Source organism: Pseudomonas sp. FSL R10-1339 (genome assembly GCF_009600545.1).
In the GTDB taxonomy this organism is placed as follows: Bacteria; Pseudomonadota; Gammaproteobacteria; order Pseudomonadales; family Pseudomonadaceae; genus Aquipseudomonas; species Aquipseudomonas bubulae.
In genome coordinates, this window is record NZ_WIVQ01000005.1 from 33277 (window position 1) to 57962 (window position 24686).

Below are 24686 nucleotides of genomic sequence, written 5' to 3' on the forward strand. Positions count from 1 at the left end.
GCCTGACCAACGGTCTAAGGCAACAATTCACGCATCTGACCTTGACCTCCCGTATTACCAACTATCCTTTACCTCAGGCCATCCAAATCTGGGGAGAGCCGGTACACCGGCGAATGGATCATCGGTAGTAACTTCAAGGGGTTAGCCACCTTGATGGTGTCCTGGGGGGTACACAGCAGCTGAAATGCTGCTGCATGCCAGCACTCGAACTGACCGATCTATCGCCGACTCCACGTATCGAGCGAGGTGACGTCATGAGTATTTTTAGCCACTTCCAACAACGCTTCGAGTCCACACGCCAGGAAGAGCTTACGCTCCAGGAATATCTTGAGCTGTGCAAACAGGACAAAAGCACTTACGCCTCAGCCGCGGAACGGCTACTGCTGGCCATTGGCGAGCCGGAACTGCTGGACACCTCAACCGACTCCCGGCTGTCGAGGATTTTCTCCAACAAGGTGATTCGCCGCTACCCGGCCTTTGAAGACTTCCACGGAATGGAAGAATGCATCGACCAGATAGTTTCCTACTTCCGCCATGCCGCACAGGGCCTGGAAGAGAAAAAACAAATCCTTTACCTGCTGGGCCCGGTAGGGGGCGGCAAGTCATCCCTTGCCGAAAAGCTCAAACAGTTGATTGAAAAAGTCCCCTTCTATGCAATCAAGGGCTCACCGGTTTTCGAGTCGCCTTTGGGCCTGTTCAACGCCACCGAAGATGGCGCGATCCTCGAAGAAGACTTCGGCATTCCCAAACGCTACCTGAGCACCATCATGTCGCCGTGGGCCACCAAGCGCCTTGCCGAGTTTGGCGGTGATATCAGCCAGTTCCGCGTAGTAAAACTGTACCCGTCGATCCTCAACCAGATCGGTGTAGCCAAAACCGAACCCGGTGACGAAAACAACCAGGACATTTCGGCCCTTGTAGGTAAGGTCGATATCCGCAAACTGGAAGAATTCCCGCAGAACGATGCCGACGCCTACAGCTACTCGGGCGCTCTGTGCCGGTCCAACCAGGGCCTGATGGAGTTCGTGGAGATGTTCAAGGCACCTATCAAGGTGCTGCACCCACTGCTGACGGCTACCCAGGAAGGTAACTACAACAGTACCGAAGGCTTGGGCGCGATTCCGTTTACCGGCATCCTGCTTGCCCACTCCAACGAATCGGAATGGCATACCTTCCGCAACAACAAGAACAACGAAGCGTTTATCGACCGGATCTACATCGTCAAAGTACCGTACTGCCTGCGTGTCAGTGACGAAGTGAAAATCTACGACAAACTGCTGTTCAACAGCTCACTGGCCAAAGCCCATTGCGCACCCGACACCCTGAAGATGCTGGCCCAGTTCACCGTACTGTCGCGCCTCAAAGAACCGGAAAACTCCAACATCTACTCCAAGATGCGGGTTTATGACGGCGAGAACCTCAAGGACACCGACCCGAAAGCCAAGTCCATCCAGGAGTACCGTGACAACGCGGGTGTGGACGAAGGCATGAATGGCCTGTCGACCCGTTTTGCGTTCAAGATCCTGTCCAAGGTATTCAACTTCGACCCCCACGAAATTGCCGCCAACCCCGTGCACCTGCTTTATGTGCTCGAACAGCAGATCGAACAGGAACAATTCCAGGCCGAAACCCGCGAGCGCTACCTGCGTTTCCTCAAGGAATACCTGGCGCCGCGCTACATCGAATTTATCGGCAAGGAAATCCAGACCGCTTACCTGGAGTCCTACAGCGAATACGGGCAAAACATCTTCGACCGTTATGTGCTCTACGCCGACTTCTGGATTCAGGACCAGGAATACCGGGATCCGGAAACCGGCGAAATCCTCAACCGCGTGGCCCTCAACGAAGAGTTGGAAAAAATCGAGAAACCGGCCGGCATCAGCAATCCGAAAGATTTCCGCAACGAAATCGTCAACTTCGTACTGCGTGCCCGGGCGAATAACAACGGTAAGAATCCAACCTGGCTCAGTTACGAGAAACTGCGGGTGGTGATCGAGAAAAAAATGTTCTCCAACACCGAAGACCTGCTGCCGGTTATCAGTTTCAACGCCAAGGCAAGCAAAGAGGACCAGCAAAAACACAACGACTTTGTTACTCGAATGGTCGAACGTGGCTATACCGACAAACAAGTGCGGCTGCTCTCCGAGTGGTACCTGCGGGTCCGCAAGTCGCAGTGAGGCAGTTGTAAGCCTCAAGCCTCAAGCTGCAGGAAAAGGCATGGGTAAATGCCTGGACTTGCAGCTTGCAGCTCACAACTTGAAGCTGCCCGGAGGGCCTAATGAGCTATGTGATCGACCGACGCCTCAATGGCAAGAACAAGAGCACGGTTAACCGTCAGCGTTTTCTGCGTCGCTACCGTGACCACATTAAAAAGGCCGTAGAAGAGGCCGTGGGCCGCCGCTCCATTACGGATATGGAACATGGCGAGCAAATCAGCATCCCTGGCCGCGATATCGATGAACCGGTGATGCATCACGGGCGTGGTGGCAAGCAAACCGTGGTTCACCCCGGCAACAAGGAGTTTACCAGCGGCGAACATATCCCCCGCCCCCAAGGTGGATCGGGAGGTGGCGGCGGCCCTGGCAAAGCGGGGAATTCCGGCGAAGGCATGGACGAATTCGTGTTCCAGATCACTCAGGAAGAGTTCCTCGAATTCATGTTCGAAGACCTCGAACTGCCCAATCTGGTCAAACGCAACCTGACCGGCACCGACACGTTCAAAACCGTACGTGCCGGTATCAGCAACGAGGGCAACCCGTCTCGTATCAACATCATTCGTACCTTGCGCTCAGCTCACGCTCGACGCATCGCGCTGTCCGGCAGCAGCCGGGCGAAACTGCGGGAAGCCAAGGCCGAACTGGAGCGATTAAAACGCGAGGAGCCCGATAACTTCGGCGATATCAAGACCATCGAGGCCGAAATCGAGAAACTCAGCGCCCGCATTCATCGCGTGCCATTTCTCGACACCTTTGACCTCAAGTACAACCTGTTGATCAAACAGCCCAACCCCAGCTCCAAAGCCGTCATGTTCTGCCTCATGGACGTTTCAGGCTCCATGACCCAAGCCACCAAAGACATTGCCAAACGCTTTTTCATCCTTCTGTACCTGTTCCTGAAGCGTAACTACGACAAGATTGACGTAGTGTTTATTCGCCATCACACCAGCGCACGAGAGGTGGACGAAGAGGAGTTTTTCTATTCCCGGGAAACCGGCGGCACTATCGTCTCCAGCGCACTCAAACTGATGCAGGAGATCATGGCCGAACGCTACCCCACCAACGAATGGAACATCTACGCAGCCCAAGCCTCTGACGGAGACAACTGGAACGACGACTCACCCATCTGCCGCGACATTCTGATCAACCAGATCATGCCATTTGTGCAGTACTACACTTATGTAGAGATCACCCCGCGCGAACACCAGGCGCTCTGGTATGAGTACGAACGCATCAGCGAGGCGTTTTCCGACACCTTCGCTCAACAGCAACTGGTCTCGGCCGGCGATATTTATCCGGTCTTCCGTGAACTCTTCCAGCGCAGGTTAGTGACATGACCGCCAAAGAGAATAAGCGCCAACCCATCTCCACCGGCTCAGAGTGGACCTTTGACCTGATCCAGGCGTATGACCGCGAAATCGGCCGCCTGGCTGGCCGCTATGCGCTGGACACTTACCCTAACCAGATCGAAGTCATCACCGCCGAACAAATGATGGATGCCTACGCATCAGTGGGCATGCCGCTGGGTTATCACCACTGGTCCTATGGCAAACACTTCCTTAGTACTGAAAAATCCTACACTCGGGGCCAGATGGGTCTGGCCTACGAAATCGTTATCAACTCAGACCCCTGCATTGCCTATCTGATGGAAGAAAACACCATCTGCATGCAGGCACTGGTAGTAGCCCACGCCTGCTATGGCCACAACAGCTTCTTCAAGGGCAACTACCTGTTCCGCACCTGGACTGACGCCAGTTCGATCATCGATTACCTGGTATTCGCCAAGCAATACATCATGCAATGTGAGGAACGCCACGGCATCGATGCGGTGGAAGACCTGCTCGATTCCTGCCATGCCTTGATGAACTACGGTGTGGACCGCTACAAAAGGCCTGACCCGATCTCTGCCGAGGAGGAGCGCCGTCGACAAAAGGAACGCGAAGAGCACCTGCAAAAACAGATCAACGACCTGTGGCGCACCATCCCCAAAAGCGCAGACAAGCTCAGCGAGAAGGACAACGCCCGTTTCCCCGAAGAGCCTCAGGAAAACATCCTCTACTTCCTGGAAAAACACGCCCCGCTGCTGGAGCCCTGGCAGCGCGAAGTTGTACGTATCGTGCGCAAAATAGCCCAGTACTTTTATCCGCAGCGGCAAACACAAGTGATGAACGAGGGGTGGGCGACTTTCTGGCATTACACCTTGATGAACGACCTGTACGACGAAGGCCTGGTGACCGAGGGCTTTATGATGGAGTTCCTCATTTCCCACACCAGCGTGGTGTTCCAGCCTGGCTTTGACAGCCCTTACTACAGCGGTATCAACCCCTACGCGCTTGGGTTTGCGATGTATTGCGATATCCGGCGCATATGCGAACACCCGACCGAGGAGGATCGTTACTGGTTCCCGGACCTTGCGGGCAGCGACTGGCTGTCGAGCATCAAATTCGCCATGAGCAGCTTCAAGGACGAGAGTTTTATCCTGCAATACCTCTCACCCAAAGTGATCCGCGACCTGAAGCTGTTCAGCATCATGGACGACGATCAAAAAGACGACCTGCTGGTGCCAGCCATCCACGACGAAAATGGCTACCGCATCATTCGCGAAACCCTGGCCGCGCAATACAACCTGGGCAATCGCGAACCCAATATCCAGATCTGGAGCATCGACCGCCGGGGCGACCGTTCACTGACCCTGCGTCACCAGCAACATGACCGCAAACCCCTGGGCGACTCCACCGAAGAAGTTCTCAAGCACTTGCACCGCTTGTGGGGCTTCGACATCCACCTGGAAACACTGCAAGGCGACCAGGTCATGAAGGTCCACCATGTCCCGCCAAAAGGCGACCACGGTGAGATTGACCGCGGCCGCCTGGATATGGGAGCCATTCACCTGTAAAGCAGGCCTCCGTTAGCACGGCACACGCGCTATCCTGTCGCGCTAACGGAGGTTTTTTATGAAGATCTATAAAGTTGGCGGCGCAGTGCGCGATCGCCTGCTGGGCAAGCCTGTCACCGATATTGACTGGGTGGTGGTGGGCGCAACGGCCGAACAAATGCAGGCCTTGGGCTATCGCCCTGTTGGTTCTGACTTCCCGGTATTTCTTCACCCCAAGACGGGTGACGAATATGCACTGGCCCGCACCGAACGCAAAAGCGGGCATGGTTATGGGGGCTTTGTTTTTCACGCCAGCCCCGACGTCACCCTCGAAGAAGACCTGATCCGTCGCGACCTGACCATCAATGCGATGGCAGAGGACGAGGCTGGCAACGTAACCGACCCTTACCATGGCCAGCGCGACCTTGAAGCCCGTATTTTGCGCCACGTTTCCCCCGCATTCGCCGAAGATCCCCTAAGAGTACTGCGCGTAGCCCGATTCGCTGCGCGCTACGCCAGCCTGGGCTTCAGCATCGCTCCCGAGACTCTGGAGCTGATGCGCCAACTGTCCCGGTCCGGCGAACTGCAAGCCTTGACCCCGGAGCGCTGCTGGAAGGAAATTTCCCGAGCCCTTATGGAAGATCAGCCTCAGGTTTTTATCGAAGTGCTGCGCAGCTGCGACGCTCTTGAAGTACTGCTACCCGAAGTGAACGCCCTGTTCGGCGTCCCTCAGCCCCCCGCCCATCACCCGGAAATCGACAGTGGTGTACATACCCTCAGCGTGCTGGAGCAATCGGCGCTGCACAAGCAACCGCTGACGGTTCGCTGGGCTTGTTTACTGCACGATCTGGGCAAGGGGCTTACGCCAGAGAAAGACTGGCCAAGGCATATTGCCCACGAACACAAGGGACTGCGCCTGATCAAGGCGGTCAATGAACGCTATAAGGTGCCGAGGGACTGTCAGGAGCTGGCATTGCTGGTAGGCGAATACCACACCCACGGCCATCGCGCCCTTGAGCTCAAGGCTTCGACGCTACTGGAATTGCTGCAGCGCTTCGACGTATACCGTCGGCCACAGCGGTTCGAGGAGTTTATCGTAGCGTGCGAGATGGACGCCAAAGGCCGCCTGGGCCTGGAAGACCGACCCTACCCGCAGGCCGACTACCTGCGCGGCGCGGCGCGGGCCGCCCTTTCGGTAGCGGTGCAGCCGTTACTGGAGCAGGGTTACAAGGGCCCCGAACTGGGCGAAGCACTCAAGCGCGAACGGCTCAAGGCACTACAAGCTTACAAGGATGCGGCGTAGTGCAAACCTTGTGGGAGCGGGCTTGCTCGTGATTAGGGCACCACGGTCTTACACTCAGACCGCATCGACGCCATCGCGAGCAAGCCCGCTCCCACAAAAAAGCAGCAACCTGCAGCCCATTCAATCGACTCTCAGCCCGCCAGCATCTCCAGCGGCGTCAAGGACTCCCCCCGCCACTCGAAGGCTGCAGGCGCAAGCACCTGCTCGATCTGCGCCTCGGCCCAAATCTGCGCAAGCGTCTTGCCCACACCGGGATGAACTTTGTCTGGGGCAATCAAAGACAGCGGCCACAACACAAAAGCGTTCTTGAGGATTTCGGCACGGGGCAAGGTCAAACCGTCAAAGTTGCCCACCAGATCGCCAAAGAACAACACGTCGATATCCAGCGGCAAACCTTTGCGATCTTGAGCGTAACGCCCGCTATCAGCTTCGATCAGCTTCAAACGACGACTTAACTCAACCAGTGGAAAATCGGTTTTTGCCGACACCACGAGGTTGAAAAACGGCCCGCTCTTGATACCCACCGGCTGGCTTTCAAACACCGCCGAACAGCGCATCTCCTGCAAGAATCCGCTCAGCGCTTCCAGCCCTGCCAGCAAGTGCTTCTCACGCTCGACATTACTGCCCAGCCCGAGATAAACCTGAGTTAGCGACATCCGCGCTCAATCTCCACGCCCACCCCAGTGGCCGCCGCAACTGCGCCGGGCTTGGTCAGCTTGAGGTGCAGCCAGGGGATAGTGAACTCACTCATCAACACTTCGGCCAGTCGCTCTGCAAAGGTCTCCACCAGCTGGAATTGAGCCTGCTCGGCGAACGCCTGAATTCGCGACGAAACGCTCGCATAATCCAGCGCCAACGTCAGATCATCGCCAGCCGCAGCTGGACGGTTATCCCACGCAAAACTCAGATCAAGGCGCAGACACTGACGGATGCCACGTTCCCAGTCATAAGCACCGATTACGGTGTCAACTTCCAGGCCTTCGATAAACACTCTGTCCAAGCACTCTTCTCCGCAGCACGACAAGGGCGCAAAGCGCCGTTAGAATCAGGGCGTCCTCGCCCGGAATAGTTAGCATGTTTTGGTTACTGGCGATCCTCGCCTACCTGCTCGGCTCTCTGTCCTTTGCCATTTTGCTCAGCCGCCTGACGGGAACCCCCGACCCGCGAATGAGTGGCTCCGGCAATGCCGGCGCAACCAACATGTTGCGTCTGGCCGGCAAAAAACTTGCCGTCCTGACCTTGCTCGGTGACCTGTGCAAGGGGCTTTTGCCCGTCCTGCTGGCCAACCAACTGGATCTCTCGCTCCAGGACCAGGCCTGGATCGGCGGCTGCGCCGTTGTAGGTCACATGTACCCTGCCTACTTCCGCTTTCGCGGCGGCAAGGGTGTCGCCACGGCGGTCGGCATGCTGCTGGGACTGTATCCCCCTGCTGCACTGTTGGCAGTCGCCGCATGGCTGCTGACCTTCCAGCTGACCCGTACCAGCTCACTGGCGGCGTTGATCGCCACTCCCCTGACCCTGCCATTGCTGGCCTGGCAAGAGCCTGCCGCGCTACTGCCAATGAGCGCCTTGACGGCGCTGATTGTATGGCGCCATCGCGGCAATTTACGCGACCTGATGGCCGGGCGCGAACGGCATTTCTGAATCTTGCCCGTGAAAAATCTTCACGCCGGCTCCAGCCCCCATTCTCACAGGGGCTGCAGTTGCTCCATCGGCCAGCGTGCCTGCACGCTGATCGCCAATGATTCGTGCTGACCGGCCTGCAAGCGCTGACAACCCGCAAACGCAATCATCGCGCCATTATCCGTACAAAATTCCGGACGGGCGTAATACACATTGCCCTTCATCTCACCGAGCATTTTCTCAAGGGAAACGCGCAGCGCCTTGTTGGCACTCACCCCGCCTGCAATCACCAGGCGCTTCATGCCTGCATGCTTCAAGGCACGCTTGCACTTGATGGTCAGCGTTTCAACCACGGCCTGCTGGAACGCCAGGGAGATATCGCAACGGGTCTGCTCAGTGTCGTCGCCCTCTGCCACACAACGCTGCCAGGTGTTCAAGGCAAACGTCTTGAGGCCGCTGAAGCTGAATTGCAGGCCCGGACGGTCTGTCATGGGCCTGGGGAAGACAAAGCGTCCTGCAACGCCCTGGGCGGCCAAGCGCGCGATCTCAGGGCCACCCGGATAGTTAAGCCCCATCATCTTCGCGGTCTTGTCGAACGCTTCACCCGCGGCGTCATCCAGTGTCTCGCCCAGCAACTCGTATTGGCCGATGCCATCAACGCGAACCAGCTGCGTATGACCGCCCGAGACCAACAAAGCGACGAACGGAAATTCCGGAGGTTGCTCTTCCAGCATAGGGGCCAGTAAATGGCCTTCCATGTGATGCACGCCAAGGGCCGGAATGCCCCAGGCAAACGCCAGCGCCTGGGCGCAAGAAGCCCCAACCAGCAGGGCTCCAACCAATCCCGGGCCCGCCGTATAGGCAATTGCGTCGATCTCGGTAGGCACACAGTCGGCCTCGGCCAGCACCTGACGAATCAACGGCAGCATTCGCTTGACGTGATCTCTGGAAGCCAGCTCCGGTACCACACCGCCATAGGCGCGGTGAAGGTCGATCTGACTGAACAGTGCATCGGCCAAAAGCCCGCGTTCACTGTCGTATAGCGCGACGCCGGTTTCGTCGCAGGAGGTTTCTAATCCCAGTACTAGCATGGGTTTACGCCTTGTAGAGGCTAAATTCGAAGGCGCGCATAATAGTCGCCACTCCCGCCCCCGGCCAGCGGTTTTCGATCAGAGGCTTTGCATTCCGGGCGATGAGGGGTTAACATCCGCAACCCTTAAAAACCGACGTCTTCCAACGCGATTTTGCCTTGAGACGTTGACCCCGGTAATGAATGAAGGTAGCTCTGGATGCCAGCCGTCAAAGTAAAAGAGAACGAACCCTTCGACGTAGCTCTGCGTCGTTTCAAGCGCTCCTGCGAAAAAGCCGGTGTTCTGGCTGAAGTTCGCAGCCGCGAATTTTACGAGAAGCCGACTTCTGAGCGTAAGCGTAAAGCAGCAGCTGCTGTTAAGCGTCACGCGAAGAAAGTTCAGCGCGAGCAGCGCCGCGCCGTTCGTCTGTACTAATACACAGACGTTCGTTGCACGCTTCTGCCAAGCCCGGCCTAAAGCCGGGCCGTAGGCAGTTGTTGCAAGTTACATGCTTTATCGTCAAGGCCGCAGATGCGACCGCGACAAGCGTTACAACACGTCAGACCTGGCCTAATAGCCAGCGGTGCACGTCTTTACTGACGAGCCTTCCAAGGCTACCGACGAGCACATCTCTCTGATTATCCTTAAAGACGATCAGCCCAAGGCACCTCTCCAGTGCCTGCTTATGAGCTATCCGAGACCAGCCATTGGTCAGTGCCGGACTCAGAGCGTGACATTTATCGATCCCGTCGACTCTGATTAATATGAGTAGAGCGGATTTCGACAGATACACTTCCCCGAGATAATTGAGCAGACGCCCCACGATCGAGCAGAGCTTTTGCCTGCACGCACGATGACCAAGCTCTTTATTCGGACCCAATTCTGCGCAGTGATGACGAGAACGCCATGGCCGGGTTAATCCCCCAGAGCTTTATTGACGACCTTCTGAACCGTACCGATATCGTCGATGTCGTCAGCTCGCGCGTGCAAATGAAGAAAGCTGGCAAGAACTACACCGCCTGCTGCCCCTTCCACAAAGAAAAAACCCCGTCGTTCAGCGTCAGCCCGGACAAGCAGTTCTATTACTGCTTTGGCTGCGGCGCTGGCGGTAACGCCCTCGGCTTCATCATGGACCATGACAACCTGGACTTCCCCCAGGCTGTCGAAGAACTGGCCAAAGCTGCCGGGATGGAAATCCCACGGGAAGAAAGCGGCCGGGCGCACAAACCTCGGCAACCGACTGACTCCCCGCTATACCCGCTTCTTACTGCAGCTGCTGACTTTTATCGCCAGGCCTTGAAAAGCCATCCAGCACGAAAAGCAGCGGTGGACTACCTGAAAGGCCGAGGCCTGACCGGCGAAATCGCTCGCGACTTCGGCTTGGGCTTTGCGCCACCAGGCTGGGACAACCTCTACAAACACCTGAGCAGTGACACGCTGCAACAAAAAGCCATGATCGACGCTGGCCTGCTGGTCGAGAACGCCGAGACCGGCAAGCGTTACGACCGCTTTCGCGACCGGGTAATGTTTCCAATCCGCGACAGCCGTGGCCGCATCATCGCTTTTGGTGGCCGGGTGCTCGGCGACGACAAGCCCAAATACCTGAACTCCCCGGAAACCCCGGTCTTTCACAAAGGCCAGGAACTGTACGGGCTGTTCGAAGCACGCAAGTTCAATCGCAGCCTCGACGAAATCATCGTGGTTGAAGGCTATATGGACGTCATTGCCCTGGCCCAGCAAGGCCTGCGCAATGCTGTCGCGACACTGGGCACCGCTACCAGCGAAGAGCACATGAAGCGCCTGTTTCGCGTGGTACCCAGCGTATTGTTCTGTTTTGACGGCGACCAGGCCGGCCGCAATGCGGCATGGCGCGCACTTGAAGCCACGCTGCCCTGCCTGCAGGACGGGCGCCGCGCACGCTTCCTGTTTTTGCCCGAGGGTGAAGACCCGGACACCCTGGTGCGCTCTGAAGGCACCGATGCTTTCAAGGCCCGTATCAACCAGCATGCCCAGCCACTGGCAGACTACTTCTTCCAGCAATTGACCGAAGAAGCCGACCCTCGCTCGCTCGAAGGCAAGGCCCATATGGCCACGCTGGCAGCACCGCTGATCGACAAAGTCCCGGGCGCCAACCTGCGGACCCTGATGCGTCAGCGCCTGAGCGAAATAACCGGCCTTACCAGCGAAACCGTCAGCCAGCTGGCACAAAATACGCCCGCAAAAATCCAGGCACAGCCAACCTATGACCCGGGCATTGATTACGATGCAATGCCCGACTACAGCGACTTCCAGCAACCGGACATGTACATCCCCCAACAGGAATGGACCCCGAAAAAGACCGGCGCTGGCGGCAAAAAGTGGGAAAACAAACCCTGGGACAAAAAAGGCAAGCGCGGCGCCGAACGCGAGCAGGCCTGGATCCCGGTAGGTGTTGAACCCCCGACCCTGACAGCCCTGCGCACCCTGCTGCATCACCCGCAACTGGCCAAAAAAGTTGAGGACGCCGGGCACTTTGCTGCAGAAGACCAGACTAATAATCAACTACTGATTGCTCTGGTCGAGGCTGTACAGAAAAATCCTAAGCTAAGCTCTATTCAGCTACTGTCCCGCTGGCACGGCACTGAACAGGGCCGTTTGCTGCAAAGACTGCTGGAAAAGGAATGGCTAATTGATGCCGATAACCTTGAACAACAGTTTTTCGACACCATAACTAGCCTGTCAGCTCGCCAACGCGAGCGAAATCTAGAGCAACTTCTTCGAAAAGCACGTCAAGGCGAGCTAAGTAGCGAGGAAAAAAATCAGTTACGCGACCTTTTAAGTCGCAATAATCCTGCATCAAACCCGACCTCAACTGGCGCGTGAGGTCATAGCTAAGGTATAATCCTCGGCTTGTTTTTTGCCCGCCAAGACCTTCAGTGGATAGGGTGTTATGTCCGGAAAAGCGCAACAGCAGTCTCGTATCAAAGAGTTGATCACCCTCGGCCGTGAGCAGAAGTATCTGACTTACGCAGAGGTCAACGACCACCTGCCCGAAGATATTTCAGATCCGGAGCAAGTGGAAGACATCATCCGCATGATTAATGACATGGGGATCCCCGTACACGAGAGTGCTCCGGATGCGGACGCCCTTATGTTGGCCGATGCCGACACCGACGAAGCAGCAGCTGAAGAAGCGGCTGCAGCGTTGGCGGCAGTAGAGACCGACATTGGTCGTACTACCGACCCTGTGCGCATGTATATGCGTGAAATGGGCACGGTAGAACTGCTGACACGTGAAGGCGAAATCGAAATCGCCAAGCGTATCGAAGAAGGCATCCGTGAAGTGATGGGCGCAATCGCGCACTTCCCTGGCACGGTTGACCATATTCTCTCCGAGTACACTCGCGTCACCACCGAAGGTGGCCGCCTGTCCGACGTTCTGAGCGGTTATATCGACCCGGACGACGGTATTGCGCCGCCCGCAGCCGAAGTACCTCCTCCTGTCGACACCAAGGTGAAAGCCGAAGGTGATGACGAAGAGGACGACAAGGAAGATTCCGGCGAAGACGAGGAAGAGGTCGAAAGCGGCCCTGATCCGATCATCGCGGCCCAGCGCTTTGGCGCTGTTTCCGATCAGATGGAAATCGCTCGCAAGGCCCTGAAAAAGCACGGTCGCGGCAGCAAGCAGGCAATTGCCGAGCTGGTTGCACTGGCTGAGCTGTTCATGCCGATCAAACTGGTTCCGAAGCAATTCGAAGGCCTGGTTGAGCGTGTTCGCAGCGCCCTGGAGCGTCTGCGTGCACAAGAGCGCGCAATCATGCAGCTGTGTGTACGTGATGCACGCATGCCGCGCACCGATTTCCTGCGCCTGTTCCCGGGCAACGAAGTCGACGAAAGCTGGAGCGATGCGCTGGCCAAAGGCAAAAGCAAATATGCTGAAGCCATTGGTCGCCTGCAACCGGACATCATCCGTTGCCAGCAAAAGCTCTCTGCTCTGGAAGCAGAAACCGGCTTGAAGATTGCCGAGATCAAGGACATCAACCGTCGCATGTCGATCGGCGAGGCCAAGGCCCGCCGCGCGAAGAAAGAAATGGTTGAAGCCAACTTGCGTCTGGTGATCTCCATCGCCAAGAAGTACACCAACCGTGGCCTGCAGTTCCTCGATCTGATCCAGGAAGGCAACATCGGCTTGATGAAAGCGGTAGACAAGTTTGAATACCGCCGCGGCTACAAATTCTCGACTTATGCCACCTGGTGGATCCGTCAGGCGATCACTCGCTCGATCGCCGACCAGGCCCGCACCATCCGTATTCCGGTGCACATGATCGAGACGATCAACAAGCTCAACCGTATTTCCCGTCAGATGTTGCAGGAAATGGGCCGTGAACCGACCCCGGAAGAGCTGGGCGAACGCATGGAAATGCCTGAGGATAAAATCCGCAAGGTATTGAAGATCGCTAAAGAGCCGATCTCCATGGAAACCCCGATCGGTGATGACGAAGACTCCCATCTGGGTGACTTCATCGAAGACTCGACCATGCAGTCGCCAATCGATGTTGCTACCGTTGAGAGCCTTAAAGAAGCGACACGCGACGTACTCGGCGGCCTCACAGCCCGTGAAGCCAAGGTACTGCGCATGCGTTTCGGTATCGACATGAATACCGACCACACCCTTGAGGAGGTTGGTAAACAGTTCGACGTTACCCGTGAGCGGATTCGTCAGATCGAAGCCAAGGCGCTGCGCAAGCTGCGCCACCCGACGAGAAGCGAGCATTTGCGCTCCTTCCTCGACGAGTGACAACAAACCCCCCGGCCCTGCCGGGGGTTTTGCTTTACAGCTAAAAACCTCCTGCTCCCTCCCCTCTGCCACAGCCCGACTACACTGGATGCATCCAGGTGTATTGAAGGGATGCGTATGTCACGCTTGCTGGCTACCCTGCTTCTGTCACTTCTCGTTTGGACCTCTGGCGCCCAAGCCCTGACGTTCACCGATGAAGAACAGCAATGGCTCAAGGAGCACCCCGAACTGCTCCTCGGCATCGATACCACATGGCCGCCTTTTGAGTTCCTCAACGCACAGGGCACCTATACAGGCCTCGCTGCCGACTATGTAAACCTGATCACCAACCAGTTGGGCGTAAGCGTCAAGCAAGTCGCTGCGTCAAGCTGGAGCGAAGTCCTGGAGCAAACCAAGGAAGGCAAACTCGACTGGCTACCCGGCGTCATGTCGACCCCCGAGCGGCAAAAACGCCTGGCATTTACCCGGCCCTATCTGGACTTCCCCATTGTCATCCTCGCCCACAAGGGCGGCGCGGCACCTAAAAATATCCAGGAACTCTACGGCCTCAGAGTGGGTGTAATTGAAAACTACGCCCCCCACGAATTGCTGCGCGCTCAACACCCTGACCTCAACATCGTCGCCCTGCCTAACGTCAGCTCGGCGTTGCAGGCTCTGGCCACGGACCAGGTAGATGCCATGGTGGGTGATCTGGCTTCCAGCGTATGGAGCTTGCGCCAGCTCAAGCTCGATGGCCTGTACGTCAGCGGGGAAACCCCGTATCGCTTTCAATTGGCCATGGCCGTTCCTAAAAACCAGACCGTTCTGCTAGGACTGCTGGACAAGGTGCTGGCCAATATAAGCCCGAGTGAAACCCAGCGCATTCAGCAGCACTGGGTAGGCGATATCAACGATTACCGACCCCTGTGGCGCACCCTGCTGCTCTATGTTCTGCCTGGCATACTGCTGCTGATCATCATTTTGTTCGTAGTCATCCGCATCAACCGACGCCTGAGCTCCGAGATTTCCCGGCGAACAACCCTCGAACAGGAACTGCGCAGCAGCGAGGATCACTACAAGGGGTTGATTGAAAGCCTTTCGGCTATTGCCTGGGAAGCACAGCTGGACAACGACACCTATACCTATGTCTCCCCCCAGGCCGAAGCCTTGCTCGGCTATCCAGTCTCTGACTGGCTAAGCCCGGGGTTCTGGAAACGGGTCGTTCACCCCGATGACCTGCCCAGAATCCAGGCCTGGCGTAAAAAAGAGATCAGCGCAGGCCACGATCACAGCTTGGACTATCGGGTGATCACCGCAGAGGGCAACATCCTCTGGCTACGGGACATTGCCAGTATCACGACCCACAATCAGCAAGCCGTGGTTCGCGGCTTGCTGATCAATATCAGCGAAACCAAGCAGACTGAAGAAGCCTTGCTTCTTTCCGAAGAAAAGTTTGCCAAAGCATTTCATGCATCGCTGGACGGCCTTTTACTGAGCCGTCAAAGCGATGGCCTGATACTCGAGATCAACGAAGGTTTCAGCCGGGTCATCGGCTATGACAGTGCCAGTGCCTTGTACCACTCAACCCTGGAACTGCAATTGTGGGTCGACCCCCATGAGCGCCGTGAATTGCTTGCGGTCCTGGAAAAAAACGGCTTTGTGCGCGACTTCACCTGCCATATCCGACATAAGGACGGGCAAGTTCGCCTCTGTGAAATCTCCAGCTACCCGTTGCTGATCGGCGCCGACGACTGCATTTTGACCATCGTCCACGACATTACCGAACGGCATCAGATGCAGGAAAAACTTCTGCAAACAGCCACCGTGTTCGAGAGCACGGCCGAAGGCATCATCTTTACCGATCCCGAGCAAAAAATTACCGCGGTCAACCGGGCCTTCGGCGAAATCACCGGTTACTCCGAAAGTGAAGTCCTGGGCCAGACGCCGCGCATGCTGGGGTCTGGCCGACACGACAAACTGTTCTTTGCAACCATGTGGTACCAGCTATCGACCGCTGACAACTGGCAGGGCGAAATCTTCAACAGACGCAAAAACGGTGAAATCTACCCTAGCTGGATGACCATCAGCGCCGTGCGCAACAACAATGATGTGGTGACACATTTCGTCGCCGTATTTTCTGATATTTCCACCCTCAAACTGGCCCAGGAACGCCTTGATCACCAGGCCCACCACGACCCGCTGACCAACCTTCCCAACCGTTTGCTGTTTGAAAGCCGGGTGCGCCAGGTACTCTCCGATCAGCGGCGCAATGATCAACATAGCGCGGTGCTGTTTCTGGACCTTGATCGCTTCAAGAACATCAATGACAGCCTCGGGCACCCTGTGGGCGATCAGTTGCTGAGGGGCATCGCAGCCCGCCTCACCGAACAATTGCGCGACATCGACACGGTCGCCCGTCTTGGCGGCGATGAATTTATCGTCCTGCTGCCTGGGCTCAAACACCCGGAAGATGCACAGAAGATTGCCGAAAAGCTGCTGAACAGCTTCAACGAACCCTTTCTGACCGACGAAAGCGAACTGTTTATCAGCGCCAGCGTCGGTATCAGCATCTACCCGGATGATGGCGACGACGTGGCCACACTGATCAAAAATGCCGATATCGCGATGTACCACTCCAAACTCAAAGGGCGCAATCGCGTCGAACGTTACAGCCACGACCTTAACTCCCAGACCAGTGCCCGCATCCTTCTGGGCCAGGAACTGCGCCGCGCCCTGGAGCGAGGCCAGGTCTCACTGCTGTATCAGCCCAAAGTCCGTCTGCGCGACCATACGCTGGCTGGCGCCGAAGCACTGTTGCATTGGAACCACCCTCTACTCGGAGGAATCTCACATGAGCGCTTGATTCATCTGGCAGAAGAAAACGGCATGATCATTCAAATTGGTGACTGGATGCTCGAGCGTGCGTGCCAGCAACTGTGCTCATGGAATCAACTGTACAAGCCCTTTGGACCCATCTCGGTCAACCTTGCCAGCGCCCAATTACACCAGCCGGGGCTGATGGCGCACATCCAGCAACTGCTCGAAACCTGCAAGCTCAAACCCGAGAGCCTGAAACTGAAAATCACCGAAACTTTTCTCACCGGCCAGACCGAAGCGGCATTTGATGCCCTGCATCGGCTCAAACAACTGGGAGTAAAACTGTCCATCGACAATTTTGGTACTGGCAACTCGTCCCTCAGTTACCTGAAGCGCTTGCCGTTGGACACGTTGAAAATCGACCCGTCATTTGTACATGGCTTGCCCGACGATCCCCATGATGCTGCCATCGTGCATGCCATCATCGCGCTGGGGCACAGCATGCACTTCACCATCATTGCCGACGGTGTTCAAAACCGGGAACAACAGATTTTCCTGGCGCAGGCAGGTTGCGAACTGATCCAGGGCGAGATCGTCAGCCCGCCGTTACTTCCCGAAAAATTTGCAGCAACTTTCCTTCACCTGGCAATTTCAGATCTTTCGGATAGCACTACTTAGAAACCATCGTTATAATCCGCGACCTACTGAGGGCCTATAGCTCAGTTGGTTAGAGCAGGGGACTCATAATCCCTTGGTCGTAGGTTCGAGTCCTACTGGGCCCACCAAACTCAAAGCCGCGCACTGCGCGGCTTTTGTGTTTCCGGGGTTTGGGATTTTGCTTTTCAAAACGCCTAGAAAACCGGTTTGCGTCCACAAAACGTCCACAGGCCAGCTCTATAGTCCTTTCGTCGGCTCACCCTGCATCCCAGGTTAGACAGTGAGCCGATTTGCCGGCATTATCGGCTCACTATATGAGCCGAATATATTCGTTAATCGGCTCATAGACGAGTAAAGCCCATGAACGATTCCCCCTGGATCTGGCAACAGCCCGGCTGGCCAAACTTTAGCTGGCAAGCTGAGATGCTTAACCCGCTATTGCGTGCCTGTACCCAGGCTCAGGGCCGTTTGCTGGGGATGATTGGCGCTGTCGGAAGTGATAATGAAGCGCTCAACAGCCTGGACACCATGCTGCAAAACATCGTTACCTCATCAGCCATTGAGGGCGAACAGCTGAATGCAGGCTCTGTACGTTCATCCCTGGCTCGCCGCATGGGGCTGACCGGAACAGGTCGCACAACTGCACGCTCCGAAGGCTTGGCACAATTGTTGTTCGATGCCACAAGTGCGCATCAACGCTTGCTGGATCTTGAACGCCTCTATAAGTGGCACTGCTGGCTGTTCCCCGGCGAGGACAAGCTGTCGGCCCGCCCACTGCACACTGGCACGCTGCGCGGCGAAGAACCCATGCAGGTAGTATCCGGGCCCCTCCACCACCCCACCGTGCATTTTGAAGCACCACCACGTGCCGGGCTGGAAGAGCAACTGGGCGATTTCCTCACTTGGTTCGAGAGCAGCAGAATCGATGTCAGCCTTGATCCTTTACTACGTGCTGGCATTGCCCACTTTTGGTTCATTACCTTGCATCCGTTCGATGACGGCAACGGCCGCCTCACTCGCACGCTCACCGATTTGGCATTGGCCCAGAGTGAGCAGCAATCCATCCGCTTCTATGCCATGTCAGTCAGCATTCTTGATGACCGCACCGGTTATTACCGAATTCTGGAGTCCAGCCAGAAAGGCACACTGGATATCACTCCATGGTTGCAGTGGTTTCTAGCCACGCTGCTTAAAAGCCTGGAGCAGGCCCTTGCCCGGATTGAACGAGTATTGAGCAAGGCCCGTTTCTGGCAACTACACCGCAACCAGGCCCTGCTAGCCGAACAGCTCAAGGTGCTGAACCGCCTGCTCGACGGTGGCGAACGCGGCTTCGAGAACGGTATAAACGCCGCTCAATACCAAGCCGTGACCAAAGTCTCCAAGGCTACCGCGACCCGCCACCTGGGTGACCTGCTTGCGAAAGGCTGCATCACTCGCCTGCCTGGCAGTGGGCGCAGCACACGCTACCAAATTCAGTACGGCGTCAGCCTCCAAGGTGACCAGACACTGAGTAGCAAACTCGACTAAGACCAACAATCACGCAGCCCCTGGAGCCACCCTTGCCTGACACCCGCCCCCCTGCACTGGATGAAATCGACCGTCAATTGATCGCGGCCTTGCAGCTCAATGCCCGGGAAAGCGTGGCAATGCTGGCACGCCAATTGGGGATTGCCCGCACCACCGTGACATCACGCCTGGCGCGGCTGGAGAAAACCGGGGTGATTACCGGCTACGGGGTTCGCTTGGGCCAGCGCCTGATTGATGGCGGCCTGCAGGCCTATGTCGGGATTACCGTGCAGCCACGCTCCGGCAAGGACGTGGTGCGACGCTTGAGTGCGATGGCCCAGGTGCAGCAACTGTGCGCAGTCAGTGGCGAATTCGATTACGTGGCTTGGCTGCGCAGCGATTCACCCGAGCAGCTGGACCAGTTGCTCGATCAGATCGGCAGTGTCGAAGGCGTCGAGAAAACCACCACCTCAATCATCCTCAGCAGCAAAATTGATCGCGGATAAGTCACATCGACTAGCCGCTTCGTCATATTGACTAAATAAAAGTCATAACGACGACAGTTTGCGTCTTATTTACGTGTTCTGCGCTGCCTATCATGGTGCCTGTCTTTTTCTATACTCAAGGTAAAGCTTGGGTCGCCAGCAAGGTCAGCCATGAACAAGAATAATCGTCACCCTGTCGACGGTAAAAAACCCGTCACCATCTTCGGCCCGGACTTCCCGTTTGCCTTCGATGACTGGATCGAACACCCCGCTGGCCTGGGCAGTATTCCCACACATAAACTTGGCGCTGAGGTAGCGATTGTCGGTGCTGGCATGGCCGGGATGGTGGCGGCCTACGAGTTGATGAAGCTGGGCCTCAAACCCGTGGTATATGAAGCCTCGAAAATGGGTGGGCGCCTGCGCTCGCAAGCCTTTGAGGGCAGTGAAGGGGTGATTGCCGAGCTCGGCGGCATGCGCTTTCCAGTGTCGTCAACAGCGTTTTACCACTATGTCGACAAGCTGGGGCTGGAGACCAAACCCTTCCCCAACCCGCTGACCCCAGCTTCCGGCAGTACGGTTATCGACCTCGAAGGCCAAACCTTCTACGCACAAAAACTGGCGGATCTGCCTGCCCTGTTTCAGGAAGTGGCCGACGCCTGGGCCGATGCGCTGGAGGAAGGTTCGCGCTTTGGCGATATTCAGCAAGCCATCCGTGACCGCGACGTCCCTCGCCTCAAAGAGCTGTGGAACACGCTGGTTCCTCTGTGGGACGACCGCACGTTCTACGACTTCGTCGCGACCTCCAAGGCCTTTGCCAAACTGTCATTCCAGCACCGCGAAGTGTTTGGCCAGGTGGGTTTCGGTACTGGCGGATGGGATTCGGACTTCCCCAACTCGATGCTGGAAATCTTCCGGGTGGTGATGACCAACTGCGACGACCATCAGCATCTGGTCGTTGGCGGTGTCGAGCAAGTGCCACTGGGAATCTGGCGCCACGCCCCCGAACGCTGTGCCCATTGGCCTGCAGGCACCAGCCTGAGTTCGCTGCACAACGGCGCACCTCGCACCGGGGTCAAGGCGATCTCACGCACACAAGATGGGATGTTTTCCGTCACTGACATTCTCGGAGTCACACGCCCCTACGAAGCCGTGCTGGTCACATGTCAAAGCTGGCTACTGACCACCCAGATCGAATGCGAAGAGTCGCTGTTCTCACAGAAACTGTGGATGGCCCTTGACCGTACGCGCTACATGCAATCATCGAAAACCTTTGTCATGGTCGACCGCCCGTTCTGGAAGGACAAAGACCCGGAAACCGGCCGCGACCTGATGAGCATGACCCTGACCGACCGCCTGACCCGTGGCACCTACCTGTTCGACAACGGCGACGACAAGCCGGGGGTGATATGCCTGTCGTACTCGTGGATGAGCGATGCGCTGAAAATGCTCCCGCACCCTGTGGAAAAGCGCGTGAAGCTGGCCCTCGACTCGCTGAAAAAGATTTATCCGAAGGTGGATATCGCCAGCCGCATCATCGGCGACCCGATCACCATTTCATGGGAGGCAGACCCGCATTTCCTGGGCGCCTTCAAGGGTGCACTGCCGGGGCATTACCGCTACAACCAGCGGATGTATGCGCACTTCATGCAAAAGGACATGCCCGCAGAACAACGCGGGATCTTTATTGCCGGCGATGACGTGTCGTGGACCCCGGCCTGGGTTGAGGGTGCGGTGCAGACTTCATTGAACGCGGTCTGGGGCATCATGCATCACTTTGGCGGCAGCACCCATGCGGCCAACCCGGGGCCGGGAGATGTGTTCCACGAAATTGGCCCGATTGCGCTGCCGGATTGACTCCGCAGGGTGAATTGATTCCAGTGGGAGCGGGCTTGCTCGCGATTCAGGCAACGCGGTGCATCAGGCATATCGGGTGGATGCCATCGCGAGCAAGCCCGCTCCCACACCAACAGTCAACACCAGGAGAACCCCATGCGCATTGCCCTTTACCAATGCCCGCCTCTGCCCTTGGATGTTGCGGGCAATCTGCAGCGTTTGCGTGAAACAGCCCAGCAAGCCGATAACATTGACCTGCTGGTGTTGCCCGAAATGTTCCTCACCGGCTACAACATCGGCGCGCAAGCCGTAGCCGAACTCGCACAAGCCCACGACGGCGACGCCGCACTGCAAATTGCCAAACTGGCCAAAGCCACGGGCATGGCCATTGTGTACGGCTACCCCGAGCGCGGTGCAGACGGACATATCTACAACAGTGCACAGTTGATCGACGCACACGGCAAAAGTCTGTGCAACTACCGCAAGACTCACCTGTTCGGCGAACTCGATCACTCGATGTTCAGCCAGGGCCCCGACTCATTCCCGGTCATTGAACTCAACGGCTGGAAGCTCGGCCTGCTGATCTGCTACGACCTCGAATTTCCGGAAAACACCCGCAGGTTGGTCCTGGCCGGAGCTGAAGTGATTGTGGTACCCACCGCGAATATGGTGCCCTTCGAGTTCATCGCCGATGTCACCGTGCGTTGCCGCGCTTTCGAAAACCACTGCTATGTAGCCTACGCCAACTACTGTGGCCATGAAGGCGAGATCCATTACTGCGGCCAAAGCAGCATCGCCGCACCCAACGGCAAGCAGATTGCCCTGGCCGAACAGGATGAGACCCTGCTGGTGGCAACGTTGCAACGCCAACAGCTCACTGATGCAAAAACCGGCAACTTTTACCTCGCAGACCGTCGGCCCGAGCTATATGGCGAGCTGAGCAAGGGCTAAATCCGCTAGCATGAGCGCTTCTCTGTTCCGGAAGTGCCCATGCCTGCGCTGAACCACCCTCACACCCAACGTCTGACCCTTGAAAACGGCCTGACCCTCTGCGTGCGCCACGAGCCGCGCCTCAAGCGCTGCGCGGCCGTTTTAAGGGTCGCCGCAGGCAGCCATGATGTGCCTGCGGCCTGGCCGGGCCTGGCGCACTTCCTTGAACACTTGCTGTTTCTGGGCACCGCACGCTTCCCGGCGGCAGACAACCTGATGGCCTGGGTACAGCGCCACGGCGGTCAGGTCAATGCCAGAACCTGCGAGCGGCATACCGACTTCTTTTTCGAACTGCCCATGGGTGCTTTCGAAGGGGGTCTTGAACGCTTGTGCGACATGCTCGCCCATCCGCGCATGACTCTGCCTGACCAACTGCGCGAACGTGAAGTGCTACATGCCGAGTTTATTGCCTGGGCCCGTGAGCCTTCGGCACAGCGTGAGATCAAACTGTTCCAGCCATTGAACCCGGCCCATCCACTGCGCGCATTCCATGCCGGTAACCGTTATAGCCTGCCAGTACCTCGCGCGGGTTTTCAGCAAGCCCTGAAAGGTTTCTACCAGACCTTTTATCAGGCCGGACAAATGACCTTGAGCCTGAGCGGCCCGTCGGCAATCCGTGAACTGAGCACCCTGGCCGAGCGCTGCAGCGCTGTGTTGCGCCCCGGCAAAGCCGTGCAACAGGCCGATGCACCCGCCTTGATGACCGGTCAGCAGCGACATTATCAACACATTGACGGCTCGCGCCTGAGCCTGATGTTTGCCCTGGAACAGCTGCCGCCGGAGTCTGACAAGGCGCTGGAGTTCCTGTGCAACTGGATCAATGCCGACAAAGCCGGCGGTCTGTTCGCACAGTTACGCCAGCAGCAACTGATCGACACCCTTAAGGCCACGTCGCTCTACTGTTTCAAAGACCAGGCACTGCTACAGATTGAGTTCACTGCAACCAACGCCATTGCCCAACATGCCACGCTAATCAGCGACACCTTCCATGACTGGCTGGGGTTCTTCCGCGCACAACAGGACTGGCCCGCGTTACGTGAAGAGTTCTGTCTGCTGCAACAACGCCAGCAAGACATCAGTGGCGCACTGGAGCTTGCTCGAAGTGACTGCAAGCAACATGTGCCCGGCTTATCGGATCAAGGCGTAACAACCCTCAAGGTTGTGCTGGGGCAGCTGCAGCCAGGGGCAATGCAGTTATCGCACCATGCCTGGCAACTGCCAGCGCCCAATCCATTTCTGCAAGCAGCGAAGGAGCCGGTGAGTGCCGGCCTGATTCGCGGGCAAACCAGCGCTCACCGTGGTTTGCGCACCTTTGCCCAGGATCGTTTGCGCAGTCGCCGCGACGTGTCTGCCATGAGTTTCAGCACGGCAATACCCAACCTCAGCGGCGAAGCAGCGATTTACCTGCGCTGGCGTTTGCCCGCTACACCTGCCGACAACCCGATGCCTGCGCTGCAGAACAGCCTGCGCCCGTTGATCCAGGATGCTCGTGACGCTGGTGTCGAACTTTCGCTCAACGCTTTGGGCAATGACTGGCTGCTGAAGATGTACGGTTACCACGAGCCGATGCCCGCCATTCTGGAAAGCGCCCTGCGTACGCTCGCCAGCCCGTGCACCGGGCAATCAGCCGGCACGCCCCCTGAGGCGACGTTGATGCCCATTCGCCAACTGCTCAAGCGCCTGCCCGAACTGTGCCCGCCCGCTGGCGAAAGTGACGGGGCCCACAATTGGTCAGAAACACGCTGGGACGGGCTGACAGTCGGCCTGCCATCTGCCACACAGGCCTTGATTGGCCCCGTGCTGAACAAGGTGCCTGGTACCCCGGATGCGCAACTGACGCTTCAGTCCGGGCATCCTGTCGAGCGCCATTGGCACACAGTACCCTGTGATTCCAGCGAACACGCACTGCTGCTGTTTTGCCCGGCCGCCGAGGCCACAGTGGCGGGCGAAGCTGCCTGGCGTCTGCTTGCCCAAGTGGCGCAAACCCCGTTCTATCAACGCCTGCGGGTTGAACTGCAATTGGGATACGCGGTGTTCAGTGGCTTGCGCCAAATCAATGGCCAAACCGGCCTGCTGTTTGGTGTGCAATCGCCCCACGCGAGCACGGCACAAATCTTTGAGCACATCCGTAACTTCCTCGTAGATTTGCCAAATCTGGTCTCGGCACTGGATGAAACATCTTTCACCCAGGCCCGCGCCGCCCTGGCACAGCAATTCTCAAGCGAGGCCCTGAGCGTGTCCCAGGCCAGCGAATTGCTATGGCAAAGCAAGCTTGCAGGCCACCCGTCGGATTACCTGACAGCCCTCTACACTGCGCTTATGGCGCTGGATCAAGACACTACACTCAAGGCTGCACAGCAAACCACACAACCTGACAGCCGCTGGTTATGTGTGGCTACCGGCCCTGTAACTGAAACGTTTTATCCAGGAAGAAGCTGATAATTACCAACCCTGCAAAGGGCTTTCTTCGACATTGGGCGTTCAAAAAGCGTCAAATTTAGTAACATAGCCACCTAAGCTTTTGAACATCTCCTTCGGGAGCTGGACTAATCAAG

At 57.2% G+C, this 24686-nt stretch carries 17 protein-coding genes and 1 tRNA gene; 15 read left to right on the forward strand and 3 right to left on the reverse strand.

Annotated features, from left to right (window positions below; all coding sequences use genetic code 11):
* Positions 1–254: 254 nt before the first annotated feature.
* The 4 genes from GHO03_RS03275 (at position 255) to GHO03_RS03290 (ending at position 6394) form a co-directional block, all read left to right on the forward strand.
* Positions 255–2177 (forward strand): PrkA family serine protein kinase, encoded by a 1923-nt coding sequence (locus tag GHO03_RS03275; protein WP_016782433.1) that lies wholly within the window; start codon positions 255–257, stop codon positions 2175–2177.
* A gap of 101 nt (positions 2178–2278) precedes the next feature.
* The gene (locus GHO03_RS03280) at positions 2279–3553 is read left to right on the forward strand and encodes a YeaH/YhbH family protein (protein ID WP_094999932.1); all 1275 of its coding nucleotides are present in this window, start codon (positions 2279–2281) and stop codon (positions 3551–3553) included.
* A complete protein-coding gene (locus tag GHO03_RS03285) occupies positions 3550–5112 on the forward strand; it encodes a SpoVR family protein (RefSeq protein WP_094999931.1) in 1563 nt (520 codons plus the stop codon). The genes GHO03_RS03280 and GHO03_RS03285 overlap by 4 nt, the downstream gene beginning before the upstream one ends.
* Before the next feature lie 58 nt (positions 5113–5170).
* Complete coding sequence (locus GHO03_RS03290) at positions 5171–6394, forward strand: multifunctional CCA addition/repair protein (RefSeq protein ID WP_094999930.1); 1224 nt, start codon at positions 5171–5173, stop codon at positions 6392–6394.
* A 131-nt stretch (positions 6395–6525) separates the two neighbouring features.
* On the opposite strand, the gene folK is transcribed toward GHO03_RS03290, so the two are convergent.
* Both folK and folB read right to left on the reverse strand, forming a co-directional pair.
* Positions 6526–7050, reverse strand: a complete 525-nt coding sequence (gene folK / locus GHO03_RS03295) for a 2-amino-4-hydroxy-6-hydroxymethyldihydropteridine diphosphokinase (protein WP_153399139.1) — start codon at positions 7048–7050, stop codon at positions 6526–6528.
* Entirely contained in the window at positions 7041–7394 is a 354-nt protein-coding gene (gene folB, locus GHO03_RS03300) for a dihydroneopterin aldolase (RefSeq protein WP_094999928.1), read from the reverse strand. The genes folK and folB overlap by 10 nt, the downstream gene beginning before the upstream one ends.
* A gap of 74 nt (positions 7395–7468) precedes the next feature.
* Between folB and plsY the strand changes: the two genes are divergently transcribed.
* A complete protein-coding gene (gene plsY, locus GHO03_RS03305; protein WP_153399141.1) occupies positions 7469–8038 on the forward strand; it encodes a glycerol-3-phosphate 1-O-acyltransferase PlsY in 570 nt (189 codons plus the stop codon).
* A 44-nt stretch (positions 8039–8082) separates the two neighbouring features.
* Here plsY and tsaD read toward each other — a convergent pair whose 3' ends face one another.
* A complete protein-coding gene (tsaD, locus tag GHO03_RS03310) occupies positions 8083–9108 on the reverse strand; it encodes a tRNA (adenosine(37)-N6)-threonylcarbamoyltransferase complex transferase subunit TsaD (protein WP_094999926.1) in 1026 nt (341 codons plus the stop codon).
* Positions 9109–9306: 198 nt separating this feature from the next.
* On the opposite strand from tsaD, the gene rpsU reads away from it, so the two are divergent.
* From rpsU to pqqF, 10 genes are all read left to right on the forward strand, one after another.
* Positions 9307–9522 (forward strand): 30S ribosomal protein S21, encoded by a 216-nt coding sequence (gene rpsU / locus GHO03_RS03315; protein ID WP_002551877.1) that lies wholly within the window; start codon positions 9307–9309, stop codon positions 9520–9522.
* 471 nt (positions 9523–9993) lie between these two features.
* Entirely contained in the window at positions 9994–11949 is a 1956-nt protein-coding gene (gene dnaG / locus GHO03_RS03320) for a DNA primase (protein ID WP_094999925.1), read from the forward strand.
* A 67-nt stretch (positions 11950–12016) separates the two neighbouring features.
* Positions 12017–13864, forward strand: a complete 1848-nt coding sequence (rpoD, locus tag GHO03_RS03325) for an RNA polymerase sigma factor RpoD (RefSeq protein WP_094999924.1) — start codon at positions 12017–12019, stop codon at positions 13862–13864.
* Between the two features lie 117 nt (positions 13865–13981).
* The gene (locus GHO03_RS03330; protein WP_094999984.1) at positions 13982–17338 is read left to right on the forward strand and encodes a bifunctional diguanylate cyclase/phosphodiesterase; all 3357 of its coding nucleotides are present in this window, start codon (positions 13982–13984) and stop codon (positions 17336–17338) included.
* A 30-nt stretch (positions 17339–17368) separates the two neighbouring features.
* Positions 17369–17445: transfer RNA gene (locus tag GHO03_RS03335), tRNA-Ile, on the forward strand.
* Positions 17446–17677: 232 nt separating this feature from the next.
* Complete coding sequence (locus GHO03_RS03340; protein ID WP_153399144.1) at positions 17678–18844, forward strand: Fic family protein; 1167 nt, start codon at positions 17678–17680, stop codon at positions 18842–18844.
* Positions 18845–18876: 32 nt separating this feature from the next.
* Positions 18877–19329 (forward strand): Lrp/AsnC family transcriptional regulator, encoded by a 453-nt coding sequence (locus tag GHO03_RS03345; RefSeq protein WP_095025314.1) that lies wholly within the window; start codon positions 18877–18879, stop codon positions 19327–19329.
* A 150-nt stretch (positions 19330–19479) separates the two neighbouring features.
* Positions 19480–21162: an NAD(P)/FAD-dependent oxidoreductase gene (locus tag GHO03_RS03350; protein ID WP_095023270.1), complete on the forward strand. Its 1683-nt coding sequence runs from the start codon at positions 19480–19482 to the stop codon at positions 21160–21162.
* Positions 21163–21297: 135 nt separating this feature from the next.
* Positions 21298–22092, forward strand: a complete 795-nt coding sequence (locus tag GHO03_RS03355; protein ID WP_153399147.1) for a carbon-nitrogen hydrolase family protein — start codon at positions 21298–21300, stop codon at positions 22090–22092.
* Between the two features lie 39 nt (positions 22093–22131).
* Positions 22132–24570 (forward strand): pyrroloquinoline quinone biosynthesis protein PqqF, encoded by a 2439-nt coding sequence (gene pqqF, locus GHO03_RS03360; protein ID WP_153327689.1) that lies wholly within the window; start codon positions 22132–22134, stop codon positions 24568–24570.
* The last annotated feature ends 116 nt before the right edge of the window (positions 24571–24686 follow it).

Coding starts and splice junctions, on each gene's coding strand:
- GHO03_RS03275 (WP_016782433.1), top strand. CDS start 255: ATGAGTATTTTTAGCCACTTCCAACAACGCTTCGAGTCCACACGCCAG.
- GHO03_RS03280 (WP_094999932.1), top strand. CDS start 2,279: ATGAGCTATGTGATCGACCGACGCCTCAATGGCAAGAACAAGAGCACG.
- GHO03_RS03285 (WP_094999931.1), top strand. CDS start 3,550: ATGACCGCCAAAGAGAATAAGCGCCAACCCATCTCCACCGGCTCAGAG.
- GHO03_RS03290 (WP_094999930.1), top strand. CDS start 5,171: ATGAAGATCTATAAAGTTGGCGGCGCAGTGCGCGATCGCCTGCTGGGC.
- folK (WP_153399139.1), bottom strand. CDS start 7,050: ATGTCGCTAACTCAGGTTTATCTCGGGCTGGGCAGTAATGTCGAGCGT.
- plsY (WP_153399141.1), top strand. CDS start 7,469: ATGTTTTGGTTACTGGCGATCCTCGCCTACCTGCTCGGCTCTCTGTCC.
- tsaD (WP_094999926.1), bottom strand. CDS start 9,108: ATGCTAGTACTGGGATTAGAAACCTCCTGCGACGAAACCGGCGTCGCG.
- rpsU (WP_002551877.1), top strand. CDS start 9,307: ATGCCAGCCGTCAAAGTAAAAGAGAACGAACCCTTCGACGTAGCTCTG.
- dnaG (WP_094999925.1), top strand. CDS start 9,994: ATGGCCGGGTTAATCCCCCAGAGCTTTATTGACGACCTTCTGAACCGT.
- rpoD (WP_094999924.1), top strand. CDS start 12,017: ATGTCCGGAAAAGCGCAACAGCAGTCTCGTATCAAAGAGTTGATCACC.
- GHO03_RS03330 (WP_094999984.1), top strand. CDS start 13,982: ATGTCACGCTTGCTGGCTACCCTGCTTCTGTCACTTCTCGTTTGGACC.
- GHO03_RS03340 (WP_153399144.1), top strand. CDS start 17,678: ATGAACGATTCCCCCTGGATCTGGCAACAGCCCGGCTGGCCAAACTTT.
- GHO03_RS03350 (WP_095023270.1), top strand. CDS start 19,480: ATGAACAAGAATAATCGTCACCCTGTCGACGGTAAAAAACCCGTCACC.
- GHO03_RS03355 (WP_153399147.1), top strand. CDS start 21,298: ATGCGCATTGCCCTTTACCAATGCCCGCCTCTGCCCTTGGATGTTGCG.
- pqqF (WP_153327689.1), top strand. CDS start 22,132: ATGCCTGCGCTGAACCACCCTCACACCCAACGTCTGACCCTTGAAAAC.